The following is a 15,984-nucleotide window of genomic DNA, read 5'->3' as shown; positions in this document are numbered from 1 at the left end:
GCCTAAAGGCAACCCGGTCAAGGGTCAAGTCAACAACAGGCTTGAATGTCTCTTAGCTCAGGACCAGACCCGCAAGGCTGCTGCTGCGGAAGTCCTTGGGCGACTGCTCGTACTGCTTCTTGAACGACCGGCTGAAGTGCGCCGAATCGGTGAAGCCCCACTTGTAGGCGATGGTGGTGATGGATTCGGTCTTGTGGATCGGGTTGGCCAGGTCGTCGGCGCTGCGCTGCAGGCGGGCGCGCTGGATGTAGCGGCAGACGCTGTCGCCCTGCTCCTCGAACAGGCGATACAGGTGGCGCACCGAAATGTTCAGGCGGCTGGCCAGGCTGACCGGGGTCAGGCCGGGTTGGCCGAGGGACTCGTCGATGACCTTCTGCACGTAGCTGCGCAGGTCGGCGCCTTGCAGCGAGGCTGGCAGGCGGCTGTCCGGGTCACTGCCTTCGAGGGCCGAGCCGAGCAGCGAGAGGAAGGCACTGTGCAGCGCGTCGCCTTCGGCCTGCTCGCCATCCTGGGCACTGCTTTCCTTGCACAGTTGGTCCATTAGCAAGTGGAGCATGCGCCCGCAGGCTTTGCTCTGAGAGATCTTGCCGAAGATCCGCTGCTCGCCGCCCAGTTGCCGGCACACCTGGTCCCGGGACAGCCCGAGGGAAGCATGTTCGATCAGGCCGAAGGGCGTGATTTCGCAGGCGCCCACCGAGTCCATCAGCAGCATCTCGCCGGGGGCCAGTTGCAGGCTGGTGCCATTCTGGGTGATCTGGGAAAAGCCGGTGCGCTGGCTGACCAGGAAGCAATGCTGGTCATTGTCGCGATCGGCCTTGAGGCCATTGCGCCGGATCACCCCGGCGTTGGTGCGCAGGTTGGCCATGCCCAGCCCACCCCGCGACCAGGTGGAAATCTCGCCGATGAACAGCGAGCGGTTGAACGCAAGTTCGGTTTCGAAATACCCGCACGTTGCCTGCATCGCCGCGTTCCAGCGATCCAGGGCCGAGCCGGTAGCCTGATGGATACTCATGACGTACCTCCACAGTGGCATCTTGTTTTTGTCGGGCAATAGTTAACATGTTATCTATATGCGCGCAACAATTCTGTAAGCCTGTGTGTGAAAGCATATTGAGTGCCAACCTTTCGTTAGGTCGGTTTACGCGGACCTTGTGGGCGCTGGCTTGCCAGCGATTTGGCCGGATCTGACAACATCTTCGCCCAGGCCGACCTCATCGCTGGCAAGCCAGCTCCCACAGGGTTTTGCAGCGGTTTCGGATCAGTGGTCTTCCAGCAGCTTCTTGAAGCCGATCAACGCGCTCAGCAACAACTCGCTCTGCTGCGAATCCACCCGGATATACCGCCGAAACGCCGGCATCCGGTTAACAACTTCACTACCGCCCATATGCTCCAGGACCAGCGTCCACTGCCCTTCGGCACGCTCCAGGCGCAGGCGCTTGAAGTCCAGCGGCATCAGCGCCTGGTACAGGCCCTGGTCCTGCTCCAGGCGCTGGCGCAGGCGCTCCATCAAACCCGCCTCACCGCCCTTCTGCTTCCAGCCCAGACCGCTGCGACGAATCGCGCCAGTGTGGTGCATTTCCAGGGTCGCAGTGCCCTCTGAAGCGGCACTGCACTGCAGGCGAAACTCGCAGACCACGATGTGCATCAGCAACTGCGACTCGGTGCGCTCGCGCACCTCGAACTCCACCCCGCCGGCCAGGCTGAAGCGCGCCCGGCCGGGTTCCAGCACCTGGCACCCGGCAAGGCCGAGGTTGCGCCGCAGGTGCTCCAGGGTCACCCCCGGGCGATAGCCCGAGGGTGCGCGATCAAACAGTTTTTGCCAGAGGTTCGGCGTAGTGGCTGCCATGATGGGCTCCAGGTTCGTTGGCAAACTCCTTCGCCAAAACTTCTTCGACGACCGCTGGCTTGAACGGGTTGACCCGCTGTACCACCAAGGTCCAGAACAGCGCGTAGACCGCCGTACCACCGAGCATCCAGGCAAACGGCACATAGACGTCCGCAGGGTCCATGCCCGGCGGGGTGATGAACCACATGCCCAGCAGGATGCCGACGCTGGAGACGATCTGCGGCAGCGGGAACAACGGCGAGCGGTAGGCTCGCGGCAGGTCCGGGCGGCGGATGCGCAGGATCACCACCGACAGGGTCACCAGCAGGTACGCGGTGCTCCAGGCGCAGACTGCAGCCAGCACCAGGTGCATGATGTTGTCGGTGTTGCCGCCCAGGTACAGGGCGTGCAGGCACGGGATCAGCATGGCCACGAGGATGCACAGCAGCGGGGTCTTGTAGCGCGGGTGCAGGTAGGTGAAGACCTTCGGCAGCGCGCCGTCCACGGCCATCCCGTAGAGGATGCGCGGCACACCGGCCATCAGGGTGTTGATGGTCGCGGCGCCGGCGAACAGGAAGCCGACGCCCAGCCACAGCGGGCCGATATCGCCCATCACCTGCTCGGCGAATTTCGGGATGGCCATCGGCGTGTCCAGCAGGTGCACGCCGGAAGCGGCGTCCAGCACCACGTTCTCGACCTGGCGCTTCATCGCCGCGCCGTAGATGAACATGCAGCTGGCCACGCCTAGCAGGCCGAGGGCCATGGCCCGTGGCATGGTCCGCGCCGAGCGGCGCAGGTCCGGGGCCAGCGGGGTGACGAACTCGCAGCCGACGAACATGAACATGGCCATGCCCACCAGGGACAGCACGGTGATCAGGTCGGTGCCGACCATCGACTCGCCAAACCAGCCTTCCAGCTCCACTGCCGGCGCGGCGATCAGGCCGAGTACGCCGAACACCATCAGTGTGGTCCACATGCCGAAGGTGAGGATGATTTCAGCCTTGCCGAAGGCGCTGACGCCAAAGGCATTGAGGATCGCGAACACCACCACGAAGCCCACGCCCAGCAGCCAGGAGCCGCCGGCGGATTCAGCCAGGGTGTTGAGGTGCTCGAAGTTCACCAGGGCCATGACCCCGGCGAGGATGGTCTCGGCGGTACCGGCGAAGACGTGGACGATCAGGTAGGCCGAGAGCGTACCGGTGATCGCGAAGAAGCGGCCCATGCCGCAGTTGATGTAGTCGTAGACCGAGCCTGTGGTCGGCAGGATGGCCGCGGCTTCGGCGAAGGTGGTGGATTGCGCCAGCATCAACAGCACCGCGATCAGCATCGCCATGGCGAAGGCGCTGCCGCCGATGCCGAAGCCCATGGTCGCGGTCAGGATGACGGGGCTGGCCATGATCAGGCCGATGGTACTGGCAAGGGCGGTGGGGAACCCGATCGTGCCCCGGTTAAGGTGCGCGCTGAGCGTGTCGTTGAGCGACATGGTGAAGACCTCAAGTGCCGTTGTTATGGTTGTGCGTCACTGTGCGCCGCACTCCATTGCCACGTCTTGCCCCAGGCTGCCGGGGGTTTTGTTGCTGGCTGCCAGGCCTTGAGAGGGAGGTTGCTCCCACAAGGTTTGCGGTGCACGCGATCCCTGTGGGAGCTGGCTTGCCAGCGATGAGGCCCTCAAGGACTACACATCAACCTTGCCCATGCGCCTTCTGCTTCAACCGCTCCGTATCCACCTGCACGAACACCGAATCCGCCGTCACCGTGAGCACATCCCCCGCCCACACCTCGCAGATCACCCGGGTCTTGCGCCCGAGTTCACCTTCCACCCGCGCCTTCAAGGTCAACTCCACGCCCATCGGGGTCGGCTTGAGGTAGGTCAGCCCCAGATGCCCGGTCACGCAGTCGATCCGTGGCAACGACCCCGGCTCGCGCCCCTGGGCCCGGTAGTGATACGCCATCACCGTCCAGTTGGAGTGACAATCGACCAGCATCGCCAGCAAGCCGCCATAGACCAGGCCGGGCCAGCCGCAGAAGGTGCTGTCGGGAGAATGGGTGCAGACCACATGGACGCCGTCGTCGGCCCAGTGGCTCTTGAGGTGCAGGCCGCTCGGGTGCGCCGAGCCGCAGCCGTAGCAGACGCCATCCGGCGCCGCCAGGTCCTGAAGGGAGAGAACTTGGGAAGTCATTTGTTTCCAGATTTGTTTTTGTAGGAAAGTTCAGATGTTAACGCTCTCTCCTTTCTGATTCAAAGTGGGGCATTGTCTGCGTCATTAGGTCTCATATGGCTTCCGGCCATGCCGGGAAGGAGTAAGCTACAACCCCAGCAAGGCCCCACATCAGAACAAGGACTGCTGCGATGATGCTTCAAGATGCCGGCTGGCATTATGCCGATGATGGTTCCCCACGCCACGCGCCCTACACCGGGCTGTTCCTCGCCTGGAGCGCGACCCGCGACCTGCTCAGCCGCGACTTCAAGGCCGACTACGACGCCGAGATCCAGGCCCTCGCCGAGCGCCTGCTGACCCCCGCCCGCTTCTTCCAGTTGTGCTGCGACAACCTGCTGGTGGACGAAGACCTCAACCGCCAGGGCAACGCTTTCGCCGCCCACTACCTCGGCCGCCAGGCCCCGTCCCTGCCCGACGACCTGACCCAGTTGCTGGGCATGGTCAGCATCGATGAGCCCGGTGCCAGCTGGGAACACTACGACCTCCTGGAAGCGCGCCTCGACCAACGGTTCGCCCAATGGCGGGCCGGTCAGTGAACCTGACGCGATAAAAATGGTCTTTTCGCGGTGGCTTGTCGCGGCACTCCCTGACTGACAGGCCCCGGGGACGTCCAACGGTTATCCCCTTTTTTCGTTGCGCTGGCGGCAGGCATGCCGGTCGGCGGTTTTCATTTTTTTCTTCTCGGGGAAGATAACCATGCGCCTGCTTCGCCCTCTCCGCGCACGCTCCGCCGTGCTGCCCGCGCTGTTCGCCGGCCTCCTGCTGAACACCGTCGCCCACGCCGAAGAACCCGCCAGCGATGATCGCTGGGTCAGCGACAGCCTCAGCACCTACGTACGCAGCGGCCCCACCGACGGCCATCGCCTGGTCGGCACCCTGAAATCCGGGCAGAAGGTCAAGCTGCTCGGCACCCAAGGCAGCTACAGCCAGGTCCGTGGCGAATCCGGCGATACCGTGTGGATCTCCAGCAACGACCTGCAAGACGTGCCCGGCCAGGCCGAGCGCCTGCCGCAACTGACCGAGCGCGTGACCCAGCTCGAACAGGAACTGAAGACCATCGACGACAGCTGGAAAAACCGCGTCCAGGGCCTGCAGGAAACCTCCGACTCGCGCAAGAACCTGGTGGACGAACTGCAGGCCCGCAACCAGTCCCTCAGCGAGGAACTGGCCCAGGCCCAGTCGCAGTTGCGTGACACCCAGGCCCGTCTCGGCGACGAGAACAAGCAGGTGATGATGCGCTATATGGTCTACGGCGGCGGTATCGCCGGGGCCGGTCTGCTTGCCGGCCTGATCCTGCCGATGCTCACCCGCGGGCGCAAACGCAGCAGCGGCTGGGCTTAATCTTCCCGGGTCAGCGCATAGGGCCCGCTGGCGAGCTGTTCCCGCAGGAACGCCACGCAGGCCCGCACCTTGGCCGAACTGGACGAGCGCACCGCCGTCACCGCCCAGATATCTGCCGGCTGATGCCAGGCCGGCAGCACCTGGACCAGCGCGCCACTCTCCAGGCTGCCGGCGATATCCCAGCGCGAGGCCATGATGATGCCGTGGCCGTCATGGGCCCACTGGCGCACGATATCGCTGTGGTTTGAGGCCATCGGCCCGGTGACCTTGACCGTCTCGGCGCCGTTGGGGCCCACGAGACGCCACACCCCGAAACGATCGTCGCGGCTGCGGAACAGCAGGCAGTCATGCTGGGCCAGGTCCGCCGCCACCTTGGGCACGCCGCGCTTGGCCAGGTATTCCGGCGCCGCCGCCAGCACCCGGGTGCTTTCGGCGATGCGGTGGGCGATCAGGTGTTTCTCCTGCACCTCGCCGACGCGGATATCGATATCGAAGTTGTCGGCGATCAGGTCGACGCGCCGGTCCAGCAGCTCCAGCCACACCTCCAGCGCCGGGTACTGGCGACGCAGCAGCGAGAGGATCGGCGCGATATGTTCGCGGCCCAGGCGCAGGCTGGTGCATAAACGCAGCGTCCCCTGCGGCTCGCGCTGCCCGCCGGACAGCGCATCGACCATCGCCCCGACGTCCTCGAGGATCTTCTGTGCCCAGACAAAGGCCGCCTCGCCGTCGCTGGTGATATTCACCCGCCGGGTGGTGCGGTTGAACAGCTTGACCCCGAGTTGCTCCTCCAGGGTGGCGATGCGCTTGCTGACATGCGCCGGCGACAGCCCGGTCTCGCTGGCAGCCGCGATAAAGCTGGAGCGCCGGGCCACTTCGCAGAACAGCTGGAGGTCGCGCAGCAGCGGCTCATTATTCGCTGTGAGCACATTCTGATTCTTCATTACGCCCGATTATCTCCTGGGACTTTTTATTTAGCCTCTCACACAACCTGCCTTGCCTTGAAGCAGGACCTCAAAACAACAAGAGAGACCCATGAAGAAGATCCGCATTGCCGTGGCCGGTGCCGGGCTGATCGGCCGCCGCCATATCGAACTGATCCAGGCCAGCCAGGACTGCGAGCTGGCCGCCATCGTCGACCCGTTGCCGGCAACCGCCGCCTTCGCTGAAAGCCTCGGCGTGCCGCTGTTCAGCGACCTCGACAGCCTGCTCGCGAGCCAGCGCCCCGATGGCGTGATCCTCGCCACCCCCAACCAACTGCACGTCGAAGGCGCCCTCGCCTGCGTCGCCCATGGCGTGCCGGCACTGATCGAAAAACCGGTCGCCCACACCCTGGAAGAAGGCAAGCGCCTGCTGGAGATTGCCGAACAGGCCGGGGCGAAGCTGCTGGTCGGTCATCACCGCGCCCACAGTGCGATCCTGGAAAAGGCCCGGGAGGTGATCGCCGAGGGCGTGCTGGGCAACCTGGTGGCGGTGATGGGCAGCGCGCTGTTCTACAAGCCCGACGACTATTTCGATGCCGCCCCGTGGCGCCGCGAGGCCGGGGGCGGGCCGGTGCTGATCAACATGATCCACGAGATCGGCAACCTGAGGTCGCTGTGCGGCGAGATCGTCGCGGTGCAGGCCCAGGCATCCAGTGCCACCCGGGGCTTCGTGGTGGAAGACACGGTGTCCATCAGCCTGCGCTTCGCCAGTGGCGCGCTGGGCACCTTCATGCTCTCCGACACCGCCGCCTGTGCCCGCAGTTGGGAGCAGACGGCGCGGGAGAACCATGACTACCCGAGCTACGACGACGAGGACTGCTATGTGCTCGCCGGTACCCAGGGCTCGCTGTCGATCCCGACGATGCGCCTGAAGTACTACGGCAAGCGCGAGGACCGCTCGTGGTGGAAGCCGTTCGAGACGGCGGTGGCGGGGTTGCAGGAAGCTGATCCGCTGGCGCGGCAACTGGCGCATTTCTGCCAGGTGATTCGCGGTGAGGCCGAGCCGCTGGTGAGTGTGCGGGACGGGTTGCGCAACCTGCAGATCGTCGATGCGATCAGCGAGGCGGCACGGACCGGGCAAATCGTTTCAACCCAAGCGTTGTAGAGACCTTTCGGGCCCTATCGCTGGCAAGCCAGCTCCCACAGGTATCGCATGCACCGCTGGACCCTGTGGGAGCTGGCTTGCCAGCGATGAGGCCCTCAAGACCACCATAAAAACAACAAGAGTGAACACCATGGCCACACACGACAACACCCGGCAAACCCGCAAGGCCACCGCCAGCGGCTGGGTCGGCTCCGCCCTCGAGTACTACGATTTCTTCATCTACGCCCAGGCCGCCGCGCTGATCTTCCCGCAGATCTTCTTCCCCGCCGGCGACCCGAAACTGGCGATCATCGCCTCCCTCGCCACCTACGGCGTCGGCTACCTGGCGCGCCCGGTCGGGGCCTTCGTGCTCGGTCACTGGGGCGATACCCGCGGGCGCAAGAACGTCCTGCTGCTGTGCATGTTCCTGATGGGCATCGCCACCTTCGCCGTCGGCCTGCTGCCGACCTTCAGCCAGATCGGCTACTGGGCCCCGGCCCTGCTGGTGATCCTGCGCCTGATCCAGGGCTTCGCCGTGGCTGGCGAGATCGCCGGGGCCAGTTCGATGATCCTCGAACACGCACCACCGGGCCGCCGCGGCTTCTTCGCCAGCTTCACCCTGCAGGGCGTGCAGGCCGGCCAGGTGCTGGCGGCGGCGATCTTCCTGCCGCTGGCCTACTTCATGCCCGAGGAAGCCTTCAACAGCTGGGGCTGGCGCATCCCGTTCCTGCTCAGCGCCGCCGTGCTGATCGCCGCCTTCATCATCCGCCGCGAGGTCAAGGAGCCCGAAGCCTTCGTGCAGAAGGTGGAAAAGGTCACCCGCACCCGCTCGCCGATCCGCGACGCCTTCAAGTACAGCTGGCACGGCATGCTGGTGGTGTTCGGCGTGTCGCTGATGAACGTGATCCCGGTGGTGACCACCATCTTCGGCGCCGCCTATGCGGTGCAACCGGCCTACGGCATCGGCTTCGACAAGAGCGTGTACCTGTGGATTCCGGTGGTGGGCAATATCGTCGCGGTAATGGTGATTCCCTTCGTCGGCAACCTTTCCGACCGCATCGGCCGGCGTCCGCTGATCATCGGCGCGGCGATCGGTTGCGGCTTGATGTCGTTCCTTTACCTGCACGCCATCAGCATCCACAGCGTGCCGCTGGCCTTCGCCGCCTCGCTGCTGATGTGGGGCACGATCTACCAGGGCTACAACGCGATCTTCCCGAGCTTCTTCCCCGAGCAGTTCCAGACCCACTACCGGGTCTCGGCCATGGCCGTGGCGCAGAACATCGGCTACATGATCACCGCCCTGCTCCCGGCCCTGTTCACCGCCGTGGCCCCGCCGGGCTCGGACAACGTGCCGCTGATGATCGGCGCCATCACCTGCGTGGTCACCGCGATCTCGGCGATCGCCGCCTGGAGCGCCCCGGAAACCTACCGCACCCCGCTGGACCAGCTCGGCAAGCCCGATGCCGTGGCCCTCGACAAGACGACCTATGACGCGCAACGGGCCCAGGCCCTGCGCAGTACCAATGCCTGAATACCAGGCCTGAAATGGAAACCCTGCACATGAAAACCGTACTCGTCCTCAATGGCCCCAACCTCAACATGCTCGGCCTGCGCCAGCCCGAGGTGTATGGCCGCGAGACCCTCGCCGATGTCGAAAGCCTGTGCCGCGCCGCCGGCAGCCGGCACGAGCTGGCCATCGAGTTCCAGCAGACCAACCACGAAGGCCAGATGATCGACTGGATCCACCAGGCCCGCGGCCGCGTGGCCGGCATCGTCATCAACCCGGGCGCCTGGACCCACACCTCGGTGGCCATCCATGACGCGCTGATCGCCGCCGAAGTGCCGGTGATCGAGGTGCACATCTCCAACGTGCATCGCCGTGAAGCCTTCCGGCACCACTCCTACGTGTCCCTGGTGGCGCAGTCGGTGCTGGCCGGTTTCGGCACTCACGGCTATGTCCTGGCCATCGAGCATTTCGCCAAGCAACTGCAAGGAGGCAACGCGTGAAAACCCTCTCCAATCCTGGCCAACGCCTGCGCCTGGGCTTCGTCGGCGGCGGCCTGGAGTCGTCCATCGGCTCCACCCACCGCTATGCCGCGCACCTGGACGGTCATTTCGAACTGGTGGCCGGCGTGTTCGCCCGCGACCCGGCGCGCAACCGCGCAGCGGCCGAGGCCTACGGCGTGGCCCCGGACCGGGTCTACCCGGACTATCAGACCATGGCCAAGGCCGAGGCCGCCCGTGAGGACGGCATCCACGCCGCCGCGATCATGGCGCCGAATGCCGTGCATGTGCCGGCCAGCCTGGCGTTTCTCGACCAGGGTATCGACGTCATCAGCGACAAGCCGCTGGCGGTGAACATCGAGGAGGCCAACGTGCTGCTGGAGCGGGTCCGTCGCGGCCCTGCCCTGCACCTGCTGACCCACAACTACAGCGGCTACCCGCTGATCCGCGAAGCCCGCGAGCTGATTGCCAAGGGTGTCATCGGCGACGTGCGCCTGGTCCAGGTCGAGCACGCCACCGGCTTCGGCACCCACCCGCTGGAACAGCAAGGCGCCAAGGCGCTGATGTGGCGCACCGACCCGGCGCAATCCGGGCAGTCATCGGTGCTGGCGGATGTCGGCGTGCATGCGCACCAACTGCTGCGCTTCGTTACCGGCCAGGAAATCAGCGAAGTCTCGGCCGAGCTCAGCACCCTGGTGCCGGGCCGGGCCAGCGACGACAACGCCCATGTCAAGCTGCGCCTGGACAGCGGCGCGCGGGGCATGCTCTGGGCCAGCTTCGTCGCGGCCGGGCACCGGCATGGCCTGCAGTTGCGGGTGTTCGGGTCGAAGGGCTCGCTGTATTGGCACCAGGAGGATCCGGAGCGTCTGGAGGTTCGTTATCAGGACCAGCCGCACCAGATCCTGCGCCGTGGCGAGGCCTGGCTGAGCGAGTCGGCGCGGTTGTCGACGCGGATCAAGGCCGGGCAGCCGGAAGGTTTGCTGGAGGCGTTCGCCAATATCTACAGCGAGGCGGCGGAGCGGATTCGTGCAAGGCGTGAGCAACGGGCGCCGAGTGCCCAGGGGATGCTGTGCCCGACGGCGGAGGATGGGTTGAAGGGGATGAGCTTTATCGATGCCTGTGTCCGATCGGATCGGGCTGAGGGCAGGTGGACTGAAGTCAGCTGACTTTTGCTGTGCTGCTGATGGCCTCATCGCCGGCAACGCCGGCTCCCACAAGGTTCAGCGGCGCACGCGATACCTGTGGGAGCCGGCGTTGCCGGCGATGAGGCCATCAGTATCAACAGAAGGTCCAAACCACCGGGCACCCACCCAAGCACAACCCCCAGCCTCTGCTACCGTGGAAATACCACCCTCCCCACGCAGCACAGGTGACCCCTCATGGCGCGCACCACTCCCATCGAGCTGTACCGCAATATCGGCATCGTCGCCCACGTCGACGCGGGCAAGACCACCACCACCGAACGCATCCTGTTCTACACCGGGGTCAACCACAAGATGGGCGAGGTCCACGACGGCGCCGCGACCATGGACTGGATGGCCCAGGAGCAGGAACGCGGGATCACCATCACTTCGGCGGCGACCACGGCCTTCTGGCAAGGCTCGACCAAGCAGTTCCCCGACAAGTACCGCTTCAATATCATCGACACCCCCGGCCACGTGGACTTCACCATCGAGGTGGAACGCTCCCTGCGCGTGCTCGACGGCGCGGTGGTGGTGTTCAGCGGCGCCGACGGGGTCGAGCCGCAGTCCGAAACCGTGTGGCGCCAGGCCAACAAGTACCATGTGCCACGCCTGGCCTATGTGAACAAGATGGACCGCCAGGGCGCCGACTTCCTGCGCGTGGTCAAGCAGATCGACCAGCGCCTCGGCCACCATCCGGTGCCGATCCAGCTGGCCATCGGCGCCGAGGAGAACTTCGCCGGGCAGATCGACCTGGTGAAGATGAAGGCGATCTTCTGGAACGATGACGACCAGGGCACCAGCTACCGCGAGGAAGAGATCCCCGCCGAACTGCTGGACCAGGCCCGCGAGTGGCGCGCCCATATGATCGAGGCCGCCGCCGAGGCCAACGATGAGTTCATGAGCCTGTACCTCGACGGCGTCGAACTGAGCAACGAGCAGATCAAGGCCGGCCTGCGCCAGCGCACCCTGGCCAACAAGATCGTCCCGGCGATCCTCGGCTCGTCGTTCAAGAACAAGGGCGTGCCGCTGATGCTCGATGCGGTGATCGACTACCTCCCCGCCCCCTCGGAAATCCCGGCGATCAACGGCACCGACCCGGACCACGAGGACAAGCACCTGGAACGCCACGCCGACGACAACGAGCCGTTCTCGGCCCTGGCCTTCAAGATCGCCACCGATCCCTTTGTCGGCACCCTGACCTTCGCCCGGGTCTACTCCGGCGTGCTCAGCTCGGGCGACGCCGTGCTCAACTCGGTCAAGGGCAAGAAGGAACGGGTCGGGCGCATGGTGCAGATGCACGCCAACCAGCGTGCCGAGATCAAGGCCGTGTGCGCCGGCGATATCGCCGCGCTGATCGGCATGAAGGACGTCACCACCGGCGACACCCTGTGCGATATCAACAAGCCGATCATCCTCGAGCGCATGGACTTCCCCGATCCGGTGATCTCGGTGGCGGTGGAACCCAAAACCAAGGCCGACCAGGAAAAGATGGGCATCGCCCTCGGCAAGCTGGCCCAGGAAGACCCCTCGTTCCGGGTCAAGACCGACGAGGAGACCGGGCAGACCATCATCTCCGGCATGGGCGAGCTGCACCTGGACATCATCGTCGACCGCATGCGCCGCGAGTTCGGGGTCGAGGCCAATATCGGCAAGCCCCAGGTGGCCTACCGCGAGAAGATCCGCAACACCTGCGAGATCGAGGGCAAGTTCGTCCGCCAGTCCGGCGGGCGCGGCCAGTACGGCCATTGCTGGATCCGCTTCGCCCCGGGCGATGAAGGCAAGGAAGGCCTGGAGTTCATCAACGAGGTCGTTGGCGGCGTGGTACCGCGGGAATACATTCCGGCGATCCAGAAAGGCATCGAGGAGCAGATGCTCAATGGCGTGGTCGCCGGTTATCCGCTGATCAGCCTCAAGGCCGCGGTGTTCGACGGCTCGTACCACGACGTCGACTCCAACGAGATGGCCTTCAAGATCGCCGCGTCCATGGCTACCAAGCAACTGGCGCAAAAAGGCGGCGCGGTGCTGCTGGAGCCGGTGATGAAGGTCGAGGTGGTGATGCCCGAGGAATTCATGGGCGACATCATGGGTGACCTGAGCCGTCGGCGCGGGCTGATCCAGGGCAGCGAGGACACCCCGGCGGGCAAGGTGGTGCGGGCGGAAGTGCCGTTGGGCGAGATGTTCGGCTACTCCACCGAAATGCGTTCGATGACCCAGGGGCGGGCCAGCTATTCGATGGAGTTCACCCGGTACGCGGAAGCGCCGGCGAGCATTGCCGAGGTGATCATCAAGAAGCAGGGGTGAGGCGCAGCGGCCCGGAGATGGCCCGAAATACAGGTCATCTCCAGCCGTCGATCAGATCAACAGGCGAGCAATCATCAGGCGATGGACCTGGGTATCAGGGTCAATCACTTGCGCGTTCACCAACAAGGTGCCGGGTAGGTGCTCCAGCAACTGATTCGCAGGGAAATGGTACTCCACCCCAGGAAACGGCAGGGTGAAAACCGGCTGCTCGACGAAGCCATCGGGAGTGAGCACGGTTAGCTGCGCTCTATCCACGTACTCGTCCCGGGCCAGGGCGAACACCCGACCGGCCGCGTCGGCCAGCACAGCGCGGCCGGGAGTCCAGGACAGGGCCAGAGGCTCGCCGCGGTTGAAGGTATGGTCGCGCTCGCCATGCGGGCGCAGCTTCATCACAAAGCTGCGGCGTTTGTCGTTGTCGCTGGGGCTTATCTGGCCCTGTACGATGACCCTGCCGTCAGCCTGGAGAGCCAGGCTCTCGGTGGTCATGCTCTCTCCGCCGGGAACGGGCAGATCCGCAACCCCGCCGTCGCCGAACGATACATCCGTCTGACCCGCCGCATCATAACCTCTGACTTGGGCGTGCGAATCCGACCACCCGCCCATAAGGATGCGCCCATCCGGCCTGACCACAAGTGCGGGAAGCCGGAGACCGCGCTCGACGAAATGCACTCCATCTTCGCCGAACGTGGGATCGGGCCGCCCGTCGTGATCGAGGCGCATCAGCGCATTGGCCGTATAGCCTTCTGGCCACTGGACACCCTCTCCATGAGCAAGGACCTTGCCATCGCTTTGCAGCGTCGCGCTGAAAACATGGAAGACCCGGTTGTACGGCGCGATTATCGTTGTCCCGCCGCTGCCGAAACTACCGTCAAGGGCACCATCCGCGCCAACACAGGAGAAAAAATAGTCCTGGGCAATCATGTTGCTCACCTTACGGGTACCAATCAGTACCACTCGCTCGTCCGGAAGGGCCACGCAGTGATAAAGCATGTGCTCGAGGGCATCGGAAAGCTCGATGACTGCCACACCCTCCACGCCGAAGGTAGGGTCGAGGGCACCGCGTTGATCGAACCTGACCAGAGTGATGCTATGCGAACTGCCCGGAGACAGGCCGGCCGCAATGATGCGCCGGGACGGCGTCACCGCAATAAGTGCGCCGTAGTTGCCGCCTGGCAGGCTGACTTCCACCAGCCCTCCTGTACCGAAGGTGGGGTCGAGTACGAGTGAACGCTTTGTTCGTTGGTCGGTCATGATGCTCTCCATTAAGAATGGTGAAGACACGGGCGAAGGCGTCGTGCCTGGAGAAGATTCAAAACCTATTGCTGTAAACAAACACCTGACAGAAATATCAGGTACGCCGTCGCTCAGAGCTCCGCCCGCTTCAGCAACTGCTTGCAACGCTCCGACAGATGCACCACCCGCAGATGCTTCCCCGCCTTCTCATAGCGCTCGCGCAAGGTCTTCAACGCCGCGATCGCCGAGTAATCGACGAAGCTCAGGTGCCGGCAGTCCAGCGTTACCTGCGCCGGATCATTGGCCGGGTCGAACTGGTCGAGAAACGGCGTCGACGAGGCGAAGAACAACGTTCCATGCACCCGGTACAGCCGGCTGCCGTCCGCTTCGTCATGGATGTCGGCATACAGCTCGCGGGCGTGCTGCCAGGCGAAGTTGATCGCGGCGATGACGATGCCGAACAGCACCGCCGTGGCCAGGTCGGTGAACACCGTAACCACGGTCACCGCGACGATGGCCAGGACATCGCTGGCCGGCACCTTGCGCAATACCCGCAGCGAGGCCCAGGCGAAGGTCTGCTGGGCGACCACGAACATCACCCCGACCAGCGCCGCCAGCGGGATCTCCTCGATCAGCGGGGAGAGGAACAGCACGAACAGCAGGATCATCGCCCCGGCCACCACCCCGGACAGGCGCCCGCGGCCGTTGGAGCTGAGGTTGATCACGGTCTGCCCGATCATCGCGCAGCCGCCCATGCCGCCACACAGCCCGGAGACCATGTTGGCCGCGCCGAGGGCCACGCATTCGCGGTCGGGGTGGCCGCGGCTCTCGGTGATTTCGTCGGTGAGGTTGAGGGTCAGCAGGGTTTCCAGCAGCCCGACCAGGGCCATCAGCACCGCATAGGGAGCGATGATCCGCAGGGTTTCCAGGTTCCACGGCACCTGCGGCAGGGCCAGGGACGGCAGGCCGCCGGCGATATGGGCCATGTCACCAAGGGTGCGGGTCGGCAGGTCGAGCAGCCAGACCAGCACGCCGACGCCGAGGATCGCCACCAGTGCCGGGGGTACGGCGCGGGTCAGCTTCGGCAGGATGTAGACCACCGCCATGGTCAGCGCCACCAGGCCGAGCATCAGCCACAGCGCCGCGCCTTGCAGCCATTGCTCACCTTGCTTGAAGTGCTCCAGTTGGGCCATGGCGATGACGATGGCCAGGCCGTTGACGAAGCCGAGCATCACCGGGTACGGCACCAGGCGCACCAGCTTGCCCAGGCGCAGCAGGCCGAAGAGGATCATCAACAAGCCGCCCAGCAACACCGTGGCCAGCAGGTATTGCACGCCCTGCTGGACCACCAGCGCGACGATGACCACGGCCATGGAGCCGGCGGCGCCGGAGATCATCCCCGGGCGGCCACCGAACAGTGCGGTCAGGGTGCAGATGATGAAAGCCCCGTACAGGCCCATCAGCGGGTTGAGGTGGGCGACAAGGGCGAAGGCGATGCACTCCGGCACCAGGGCGAACGACGTGGTCAAACCGGCGAGGATATCACTGCGCACGCGCAGGGCCCGGTTCTTGGTGGGGGTCTGGGACATCGGGGGTTTCCGTGGGGGCAGGCAAGGCGGGGGAAAATCGTTAGCAAGCTTACCGGATTCGCCATGCTCGACACAAAACCCCTGTGGGAGCTGGCTTGCCAGCGATAGGGCCCGATCTGACAACATCATTGCTCAAGCCGGCCTCATCGCTGGCAAGCCAGCTCCCACAGGGTTTTGTGGTGCTCTGGCTATTTCCTTATGCCAAATAGGGTCATTGACCATCC

Annotated in this window: 14 protein-coding genes; 7 read left to right on the top strand and 7 right to left on the bottom strand. The window is 64.9% G+C overall.

What is annotated here, in order from left to right; genetic code table 11:
* Positions 1–52: 52 nt before the first annotated feature.
* From feaR to AC2CQI_RS01055, 4 genes are all read right to left on the bottom strand, one after another.
* Entirely contained in the window at positions 53–1,012 is a 960-nt protein-coding gene (feaR, locus tag AC2CQI_RS01070; protein ID WP_484578835.1) for a transcriptional regulator FeaR, read from the bottom strand.
* Between the two features lie 246 nt (positions 1,013–1,258).
* Positions 1,259–1,846, bottom strand: a complete 588-nt coding sequence (locus tag AC2CQI_RS01065) for a DUF3156 family protein (RefSeq protein WP_484578834.1) — start codon at positions 1,844–1,846, stop codon at positions 1,259–1,261.
* Positions 1,806–3,308 carry an APC family permease gene (locus AC2CQI_RS01060; RefSeq protein ID WP_484578833.1) on the bottom strand — a complete coding sequence of 501 codons (1,503 nt, stop codon included), beginning with the start codon at positions 3,306–3,308 and terminating at the stop codon, positions 1,806–1,808. Before AC2CQI_RS01060 ends, AC2CQI_RS01065 begins: the two co-directional genes overlap by 41 nt.
* Before the next feature lie 199 nt (positions 3,309–3,507).
* Positions 3,508–4,005 (bottom strand): PaaI family thioesterase, encoded by a 498-nt coding sequence (locus tag AC2CQI_RS01055; RefSeq protein ID WP_484578832.1) that lies wholly within the window; start codon positions 4,003–4,005, stop codon positions 3,508–3,510.
* 170 nt (positions 4,006–4,175) lie between these two features.
* Here AC2CQI_RS01055 and AC2CQI_RS01050 point away from each other — a divergent pair, with 170 nt between their 5' ends.
* Both AC2CQI_RS01050 and AC2CQI_RS01045 read left to right on the top strand, forming a co-directional pair.
* A complete protein-coding gene (locus tag AC2CQI_RS01050; RefSeq protein ID WP_075804174.1) occupies positions 4,176–4,580 on the top strand; it encodes a DUF7832 domain-containing protein in 405 nt (134 codons plus the stop codon).
* Positions 4,581–4,740: 160 nt separating this feature from the next.
* Positions 4,741–5,385 carry a TIGR04211 family SH3 domain-containing protein gene (locus AC2CQI_RS01045; RefSeq protein ID WP_075804173.1) on the top strand — a complete coding sequence of 215 codons (645 nt, stop codon included), beginning with the start codon at positions 4,741–4,743 and terminating at the stop codon, positions 5,383–5,385.
* Here the strand turns inward: AC2CQI_RS01045 and AC2CQI_RS01040 are convergent.
* Complete coding sequence (locus AC2CQI_RS01040) at positions 5,382–6,326, bottom strand: LysR family transcriptional regulator (protein WP_484578831.1); 945 nt, start codon at positions 6,324–6,326, stop codon at positions 5,382–5,384. The genes AC2CQI_RS01045 and AC2CQI_RS01040 overlap by 4 nt on opposite strands.
* Positions 6,327–6,417: 91 nt before the next feature.
* On the opposite strand from AC2CQI_RS01040, the gene AC2CQI_RS01035 reads away from it, so the two are divergent.
* From AC2CQI_RS01035 to fusA, 5 genes are all read left to right on the top strand, one after another.
* A complete protein-coding gene (locus AC2CQI_RS01035; protein ID WP_484578830.1) occupies positions 6,418–7,470 on the top strand; it encodes a Gfo/Idh/MocA family protein in 1,053 nt (350 codons plus the stop codon).
* A 130-nt stretch (positions 7,471–7,600) separates the two neighbouring features.
* A complete protein-coding gene (locus AC2CQI_RS01030) occupies positions 7,601–8,980 on the top strand; it encodes an MFS transporter (RefSeq protein ID WP_484578829.1) in 1,380 nt (459 codons plus the stop codon).
* Between the two features lie 29 nt (positions 8,981–9,009).
* Positions 9,010–9,456: a type II 3-dehydroquinate dehydratase gene (gene aroQ / locus AC2CQI_RS01025; RefSeq protein WP_075804169.1), complete on the top strand. Its 447-nt coding sequence runs from the start codon at positions 9,010–9,012 to the stop codon at positions 9,454–9,456.
* Positions 9,453–10,619 carry a Gfo/Idh/MocA family protein gene (locus AC2CQI_RS01020; RefSeq protein WP_484578828.1) on the top strand — a complete coding sequence of 389 codons (1,167 nt, stop codon included), beginning with the start codon at positions 9,453–9,455 and terminating at the stop codon, positions 10,617–10,619. The genes aroQ and AC2CQI_RS01020 overlap by 4 nt, the downstream gene beginning before the upstream one ends.
* A 213-nt stretch (positions 10,620–10,832) precedes the next feature.
* Positions 10,833–12,938 (top strand): elongation factor G, encoded by a 2,106-nt coding sequence (fusA, locus tag AC2CQI_RS01015; protein ID WP_484578827.1) that lies wholly within the window; start codon positions 10,833–10,835, stop codon positions 12,936–12,938.
* A 51-nt stretch (positions 12,939–12,989) separates the two neighbouring features.
* Here the strand turns inward: fusA and AC2CQI_RS01010 are convergent, their stop codons facing one another.
* Both AC2CQI_RS01010 and AC2CQI_RS01005 read right to left on the bottom strand, forming a co-directional pair.
* On the bottom strand, positions 12,990–14,189 hold the full coding sequence (locus AC2CQI_RS01010; RefSeq protein WP_075805129.1) for a hypothetical protein: 1,200 nt from the start codon (positions 14,187–14,189) through the stop codon (positions 12,990–12,992).
* Positions 14,190–14,302: 113 nt separating this feature from the next.
* Positions 14,303–15,760: a SulP family inorganic anion transporter gene (locus AC2CQI_RS01005; protein ID WP_484578826.1), complete on the bottom strand. Its 1,458-nt coding sequence runs from the start codon at positions 15,758–15,760 to the stop codon at positions 14,303–14,305.
* Between the last annotated feature and the right edge of the window lie 224 nt (positions 15,761–15,984).

This window comes from Pseudomonas sp. P2S-1, from assembly GCF_057197725.1.
This window is presented reverse-complemented; position numbering and strand designations above follow the sequence as displayed.

Excerpts from the sequence above, each read along its gene's own strand:
- AC2CQI_RS01050 (WP_075804174.1), top strand. The coding sequence starts at position 4,176 with ATGATGCTTCAAGATGCCGGCTGGCATTATGCCGATGATGGTTCCCCA.
- AC2CQI_RS01055 (WP_484578832.1), bottom strand. The coding sequence starts at position 4,005 with ATGACTTCCCAAGTTCTCTCCCTTCAGGACCTGGCGGCGCCGGATGGC.
- AC2CQI_RS01010 (WP_075805129.1), bottom strand. The coding sequence starts at position 14,189 with ATGACCGACCAACGAACAAAGCGTTCACTCGTACTCGACCCCACCTTC.
- feaR (WP_484578835.1), bottom strand. The coding sequence starts at position 1,012 with ATGAGTATCCATCAGGCTACCGGCTCGGCCCTGGATCGCTGGAACGCG.
- AC2CQI_RS01005 (WP_484578826.1), bottom strand. The coding sequence starts at position 15,760 with ATGTCCCAGACCCCCACCAAGAACCGGGCCCTGCGCGTGCGCAGTGAT.
- aroQ (WP_075804169.1), top strand. The coding sequence starts at position 9,010 with ATGAAAACCGTACTCGTCCTCAATGGCCCCAACCTCAACATGCTCGGC.
- AC2CQI_RS01045 (WP_075804173.1), top strand. The coding sequence starts at position 4,741 with ATGCGCCTGCTTCGCCCTCTCCGCGCACGCTCCGCCGTGCTGCCCGCG.
- fusA (WP_484578827.1), top strand. The coding sequence starts at position 10,833 with ATGGCGCGCACCACTCCCATCGAGCTGTACCGCAATATCGGCATCGTC.
- AC2CQI_RS01040 (WP_484578831.1), bottom strand. The coding sequence starts at position 6,326 with ATGAAGAATCAGAATGTGCTCACAGCGAATAATGAGCCGCTGCTGCGC.
- AC2CQI_RS01030 (WP_484578829.1), top strand. The coding sequence starts at position 7,601 with ATGGCCACACACGACAACACCCGGCAAACCCGCAAGGCCACCGCCAGC.
- AC2CQI_RS01060 (WP_484578833.1), bottom strand. The coding sequence starts at position 3,308 with ATGTCGCTCAACGACACGCTCAGCGCGCACCTTAACCGGGGCACGATC.
- AC2CQI_RS01065 (WP_484578834.1), bottom strand. The coding sequence starts at position 1,846 with ATGGCAGCCACTACGCCGAACCTCTGGCAAAAACTGTTTGATCGCGCA.
- AC2CQI_RS01035 (WP_484578830.1), top strand. The coding sequence starts at position 6,418 with ATGAAGAAGATCCGCATTGCCGTGGCCGGTGCCGGGCTGATCGGCCGC.